This is a genomic window from Amycolatopsis rhizosphaerae, from assembly GCF_007713715.1.
GTDB classification, from domain to species: Bacteria; Actinomycetota; Actinomycetes; order Mycobacteriales; family Pseudonocardiaceae; genus Amycolatopsis_E; species Amycolatopsis_E rhizosphaerae.
The window spans coordinates 1-6,016 of record NZ_VJWX01000436.1 but is presented as its reverse complement, the minus strand read 5'-3'; the positions used below and the strand labels follow the sequence as shown (position 1 = coordinate 6,016).

Genomic DNA, 6,016 nt, shown 5'->3' with positions numbered 1-6,016 from the left:
ACCTGGAGCGCCTGCTGGACCTGCTCGACTACGACGGCGACATCGATCTCGACGTGGAGGCCGGACGCGCGGTCGTGAGCATCGACGGCGGTGACGATCTGGAGAAGCTGGTCGGCAACCGTGGGCAGGTGCTCGAGGCACTGCAGGAGTTGACCCGCCTCGCGGTGCAGCAGGAGACGGGCACCCGGAGCAGGCTGATGCTCGACATCGCCGGATGGCGGGCCGGTCGACGGGAGGAGTTGCGCGAACTCGGCCGGTCCACGGCGGAGACCGTGCTGTCGACGGGTGAGCGCGTGCGCCTCCAGCCGATGAGCCCCTTCGAGCGGAAGGTCGTCCACGACGCGGTCGCCGCGGTCGACGGCGTGCACAGCGAGAGTGAAGGCGAGGAGCCCAAGCGTCGCGTGGTCGTGATCCCGGACGACGAGGACTGACCGTCAGGATCATCGGAGCGGCCCGCCGGAGTCCCCGGCGGGCCGCTCTTCTTTTGGGTGGTTTCACGTGAAACCCAGTCGAAGGAAGAGTGGCTCCCGGACCCGCGCGGGGGGTCGGGGAGAATCGATGCGACTAAGGGTTTCACGTGAAACGGGGTGACAGGTGGAGGACGTCGAGGGCTCGGTGCCGGTGCCGGCGGTGGCGGCGCGAGTGTTCGGGGACGGCCTGCCGGGAGCTGAGCGGTTCGCCGCTCTGCTCGAACGGTTCGGGGTCGAGCGAGGACTGATCGGCCCGCGTGAGGTCGAACGACTCTGGGACCGTCATCTGCTGAATTCCGCGGTCATCGGCGAGCGGATCCCTGCCGGGGCGACCGTGGTGGACATCGGCTCCGGGGCCGGCTTCCCCGGTATCCCGCTGGCGCTGGCGCGGCCGGACCTGACGCTGACTCTGGTTGAACCGATGGCGCGGCGCGTGGACTGGCTCGGCGAAGTGATCGAGGATCTGGGGCTGGCGATCAAGGTGCTCCGCGGGCGCGCCGAGGAGCGCGCCGTCCGAGCGGAACTCGAACCGGCTGATGTGGTGACCTCGCGAGCGGTCGCTCCCCTGGGCAGGCTCGCCGGTTGGTCTCTTCCTTTGCTGCGGGAAGGTGGCATGATGCTGGCGTTGAAGGGGGCGAGCGCGCAGGAAGAGATCGCGCGCGATGAAGCGGCCGTAGCCCGAGCGGGCGGCGGCACGCCGAAGGTCTCCGAGTGCGGGGTCGGTGTGCTCGAGACCCCGACGACGGTGGTGATCGTCGAGCGAATCCGCGCGCGGAAGTCGGCGCAGGAGAAACGACGGCGAAACGCTGCCGCCGTCCGCCCGAAGCGGGCGGAGTGAAAAGATGGTCATGTTCCACGTGAAACCGCGCGGTTCGCGCGTTGGAGTGTCGAAAGCAGAGAGGTGGCTCGGCCGGTGACCCCGCCTTCGTCAGACTGGACCCCGATCGCTGAAGAAGCCATGCGCGCGGCGCGTGTGCTGCATCCCGAAGCAAATCTGCTCCCCCGTCCCGATCACCGGCGCGTGCTGACGGTCGCCAATCAGAAGGGCGGGGTGGGAAAGACCACCAGCGCCGTGAACGTGGCCGCGGCGCTCGCCGTGCACGGCCTCAAGACGCTCGTGATCGACCTCGATCCCCAGGGCAATGCCAGCACCGCGCTCAACGTGGACCACCGCTCGGGCACCCCATCGGTCTACGAGGTGCTGCTCGGCGAGGTCTCCCTCGCCGAGGCGACGGCGGTCTCCGAGCAGTCCCCGAACCTGTTCTGCGTGCCCGCCACCATCGACCTCGCGGGCGCCGAGATCGAGCTCGTCGAGATGACCGCCCGCGAGTCGCGTCTCAAGGAAGCGCTTTCGTCCGAGGCTCTGGATGAGATCGGGATGGACTACATCTTCATCGACTGCCCGCCCTCGCTCGGACTGCTCACGGTCAACGCGATGGTCGCGGCACGCGAGGTGCTCATCCCCATCCAGTGCGAGTACTACGCCCTGGAAGGTCTGGGCCAACTGCTGAGCAACATCGACCTCGTGCGGAAGCACCTGAACCCCGGGTTGTCGGTTTCCACGATTCTGCTCACCATGTACGACGGGCGGACGAAGTTGGCCGACCAGGTCTCGGCCGAGGTGCGCGAGCACTTCGGTGACGTGGTCCTGAAGACCGTTATCCCGCGCAACGTGAAGGTCTCGGAGGCGCCGAGCTACGGGCAGACCGTACTGGCGTACGACCCGGGTTCGCGGGGAGCGATGAGTTATGTGGACGCGGCGCGTGAGATCGCCGAACGTGGCAGCACGAATGGATCGAGGAGGGGCACCCTGTGAGCGAGCGACGGGGAGGACTCGGGCGTGGCCTCGCGGCCCTGATCCCGACCGGGCCGGCGACCACCGAGGCGCCGCCCGCCGATCGACGGCCGCCGAAGGCGTCCCGTGGCAGTTCCGAGAAGGACTGGTTCGCGGCGAACAGCGCGGTGACCGCTTCCGGCGGCGAGGTTGCCGGTGCGGTGTACCGCGAGATCCCGATCGACGCGGTCAAGCCCAACCCGAAGCAGCCACGGCAGGTTTTCGACCAGGAAGCGCTCGCCGAACTCGAGCACTCCATCCGAGAGTTCGGCCTGATGCAGCCGATCGTGGTCCGGGAGTTGCCGGGCAACGACTACGAGCTCGTCATGGGGGAACGCCGGCTGCGGGCGTCGCAGCAGGCGGAGCTGGAGAAGATCCCGGCCATCGTCCGGCAGACCGCCGACGAGGCGATGCTGCGGGACGCACTGCTGGAAAACATCCACCGGGTCCAGCTGAATCCTCTGGAAGAGGCGGCGGCCTACCAGCAGCTGCTGGACGAGTTCGAGGTGACGCACGAAGAGCTGGCCGGCCGGATCGGGCGGAGTCGCCCGGTCATCACCAACACCATCCGGCTGCTCAAACTCCCCCTCCCCGTTCAGCGGCGCGTGGCGGCCGGGGTGCTTTCCGCGGGGCATGCCCGCGCTCTGCTTTCGCTGGACGAGCCCGAGGCCCAGGAAGATCTGGCGGCGCGGATCGTCGCCGAGGGCCTGTCCGTGCGGGCGACGGAGGAGGCGGTGACGCTGAAGAAGAGCGAGGCGCCGCCGAGGCCGAAGGCCGCACCTCGCAAGCCGGTCCACGCCCCCGGTCTTCAGGAGCTCGCGACGCGCCTGTCGGACACCTTCGACACCCGGGTGAAGGTGGACCTCGGTCGGCGCAAGGGCCGGATCGTCGTCGAGTTCGGCTCGGTCGACGATCTGGAGCGGATCGTGGCGCTGATGGCGCCGGAAACGACAAAACGGGCAGGTCATTCCGACGAGGAATGACCCTGCCTCATTTCGTCACGGTGATGATTGGATTCAGGCGGATCGGGAGACGGCCCGCATGACCAGATCGGCGAAGACCTCGCCCAGGGTGGTCCCCGAGGACTCGATCGCCATCGGCACGGTCGAGGTCTCGGTCAGCCCCGGCGAGGAGTTCACCTCCAGGAACTGGACCGTCCCGTCCGGGGCGACGATCGCATCGGTCCGCGAGATGTCCCGCAGACCGATCAGCCGGTGTGCCGCGACCGCCAGTTCACCAACGCGCTGAGCGGTCTCGGCGGGCAGCCGGGCGGGGGCGAAGAAGTCGGTGAGCCCGGCGGTGTACCGCGAGGTGTAGTCGTAGACACCGCTCTCCGGCACGACCTCCACCGCGGGAAGGGCCCGCGGTCCACCGTCGCGTTCGACCACGGTGACCGCGACCTCGATCCCGTCGACGAACCGCTCGGCGAGCACCGTGTCGCCGTAGGCGAAGCAGGCCACCATCGCGGCTGGTAGTTCCGAAGCTTCCCGCACGACCTGAGTGCCCAGTGCCGAACCGCCCTGGTCCGGCTTGAGGATGAGCGGCAGGCCCAGGTGATCCACGATCGCGTCGAGCACGCCCTGAGCGCCCAACTCGCGGAACGTCGCATGCGGTAGCGCCACCCAGGCAGGGGTTGCGAAACCGGCTTGGGCCAGCAGGGCCTTCGCGGTCGGCTTGTCCCACGCCCGGCGGCAGCCTTGCGAGCTGGTGCCCACGTAGGGCACCTTCAGCATCTCCAGGATGGTCTGCACCGAGCCGTTTTCGCCCTCGCCGCCGTGGAGGGCGACGACGGCCGCGTCGGGACGCTGCGTGCGCAGCCGTTCGAGCAGGCTGGCGTCGACGTCCCACTCCTCCACCGTCAGCTCCTGCGCACGCAGGGCGGCGGAAAGCCGGCGACCGGAACGCAGGGAGACATCGCGCTCATGCGAAAGCCCGCCTGCGAGAACTGCGACGGTGGGCAAGACCACGCCGTACTCCTCTGTAACGTCTACTGTGGACAGCGGATCACGCTGTGTCCGGGGACGGGGACTCCGGCCCCGGGATCGGTTTCATGCTGACGTTACCGAAGGTGCGAACAAGGTCCATTTCGGACTCGAGCACCGCGGCGAGCCGCCGCACGCCTTCCCGGATCCGCTCCGGGGTCGGATAGCAGTACGAAAGCCGCATCTGCCTGCTGCCGAAGCCGTCGGCGTAGAAACCGGTTCCGGAGGCGTAGGCCACTCGGGCGGTCACCGCACGCGGCAGCATCGCCTTGGTGTCCACGCCCTCCGGCACGGTCACCCACACGTAGAAGCCGCCCTCGGGCCGAGTCCACGTGCAGCCGGGGGGCAGGTACTGATCCAGCGCGGACAGGATCGCGTCCCGGCGCTCGCGGTAGTTCTCGCGGAAGGTCTTGATCTGGCCCTTCCAGTCGTGCGTGCTCAGATAGCGCGACACGATCATCTGGTTCAGCGACGGCGGGCACAGGGTGGCCGACTCCGCGGCGAGCACCAGCTTCTCCCGCACCGCGTGCGGTGCGAGCACCCAGCCCACTCGCAGTCCGGACGCGAAGGTCTTCGAGAACGAGCCGAGGTACACCACGTTCTCGGGGTCGATCGACCGCAGGGCCGGGTAGGTCTGCCCGTCGAAACCGAGCAGGCCGTACGGGTTGTCCTCGACGACGAGCACACCCTGGCTGCGGCAGATCTCGAGGATCTCCGCGCGCCGTTCGACGGCGAGGGTCACACCGGCCGGGTTGTGGAAGTTCGGGATCGTGTAGAGGAACTTGACCCGCTTGCCCGCCTTCTCGGCCTGGGCCAGTGCCTCGCGCAGCGCGTCGGGCATCAGGCCGTCGTCGTCCAGCGCGACGTGGACGACCTGGGCCTGGTAGGCGGCGAACGAGCCGAGGGCGCCAACATAGGACGGGCCCTCGGCGAGCACGACGTCACCGGGGTCGCAGAACAGCCGGGTGACCATGTCCAGGCCCATCTGGGAGCCCACGGTCACCACGACGTCGTCCGGATGGGCCGAGATGCCCTCCAGAGCCATGATCTCGCAGATCTGCTCCCGGAGTACCGGGATGCCCTGCGCCGAGCCGTACTGGAGCGCTACGAGCCCGTCGTCGGCGATGATCTCGGCGACCTGGGCGGACAGGCTGTCCAACGGGAGCGCGGCGAGGTTCGGCATGCCGCCCGCCAGTGACACCACCTCGGGGCGGCTCGCCACCGCGAACAGGGCACGGATCTCCGAGGCCGTCATCCCGGCGGTACGCGCGGCGTACCGGGCCAGATGCGGGTCGAGGTTGTGTCGGCCGGTTCTTTCGGGCGGTGTGGCAGTCATCAGCACTTCGCAAGCAGTCGTCGGGCCAGTCAGTCGAGTGTAACCACCCTTCCTTGTGACCTTCGCGGCCTTTCGGTACGCATCACAGCCGCCTATGCTCAATTGAGGCCATTTCGGCTGCGGCGATTTCGCACGCCCGCCAGCCGTCGGCTGTCGAGGGTCGGACAGCCGGAGCACAACAGTCCAGGGGAGGTCGGGTGTCGCGTCGCGTCGTGGGCGTCACGCTGGACAACCTGGAGCAGTTGCCGAAGCACTGCCGCCGTTGCGTGTACTGGGAGCTCGCGCCGCATCTGAAGGCACAGGCCGAGGAATTCGGTCAGACCGAGGTCGAGAAGGAGGCCTGGGTCTCGAGTGTGCTGCTGGAGTGGGGTTCCTGCGGCCGGCTGATCTACAG

General features: G+C 68.5%; 6 protein-coding genes and 1 pseudogene. 5 read left to right on the top strand and 2 right to left on the bottom strand.

The window, feature by feature from the left end; genetic code table 11:
• The 4 genes from FNH05_RS29810 to FNH05_RS29795 all read left to right on the top strand — a co-directional run.
• Positions 1-431, top strand: a 431-nt coding sequence (locus FNH05_RS29810; RefSeq protein ID WP_144592182.1) for a Jag family protein, incomplete at its 5' end; no start/stop codon positions are given.
• 163 nt (positions 432-594) lie between these two features.
• Positions 595-1,308, top strand: coding sequence for a 16S rRNA (guanine(527)-N(7))-methyltransferase RsmG (rsmG, locus tag FNH05_RS29805; RefSeq protein ID WP_144592181.1), 714 nt, complete (start codon positions 595-597; stop codon positions 1,306-1,308).
• 120 nt (positions 1,309-1,428) lie between these two features.
• Positions 1,429-2,286: a ParA family protein gene (locus tag FNH05_RS29800; RefSeq protein ID WP_186382801.1), complete on the top strand. Its 858-nt coding sequence runs from the start codon at positions 1,429-1,431 to the stop codon at positions 2,284-2,286.
• Positions 2,283-3,287 (top strand): ParB/RepB/Spo0J family partition protein, encoded by a 1,005-nt coding sequence (locus FNH05_RS29795; RefSeq protein ID WP_144592179.1) that lies wholly within the window; start codon positions 2,283-2,285, stop codon positions 3,285-3,287. Before FNH05_RS29800 ends, FNH05_RS29795 begins: the two co-directional genes overlap by 4 nt.
• Positions 3,288-3,320: 33 nt before the next feature.
• On the opposite strand, the gene FNH05_RS29790 is transcribed toward FNH05_RS29795, so the two are convergent.
• A complete protein-coding gene (locus tag FNH05_RS29790) occupies positions 3,321-4,271 on the bottom strand; it encodes a D-alanine--D-alanine ligase family protein (protein WP_144592178.1) in 951 nt (316 codons plus the stop codon).
• Between the two features lie 37 nt (positions 4,272-4,308).
• On the bottom strand, positions 4,309-5,622 hold the full coding sequence (locus FNH05_RS29785; RefSeq protein WP_144592177.1) for an aminotransferase-like domain-containing protein: 1,314 nt from the start codon (positions 5,620-5,622) through the stop codon (positions 4,309-4,311).
• A gap of 197 nt (positions 5,623-5,819) precedes the next feature.
• Here FNH05_RS29785 and FNH05_RS29780 point away from each other — a divergent pair.
• Positions 5,820-6,016: pseudogene (locus tag FNH05_RS29780) on the top strand (GNAT family N-acetyltransferase); the annotation flags it as partial.

Bases quoted from the DNA above. Each gene is read 5' to 3' on its own strand.
- FNH05_RS29785 (WP_144592177.1), bottom strand. From the start codon at position 5,622: ATGACTGCCACACCGCCCGAAAGAACCGGCCGACACAACCTCGACCCG.
- FNH05_RS29800 (WP_186382801.1), top strand. From the start codon at position 1,429: ATGCGCGCGGCGCGTGTGCTGCATCCCGAAGCAAATCTGCTCCCCCGT.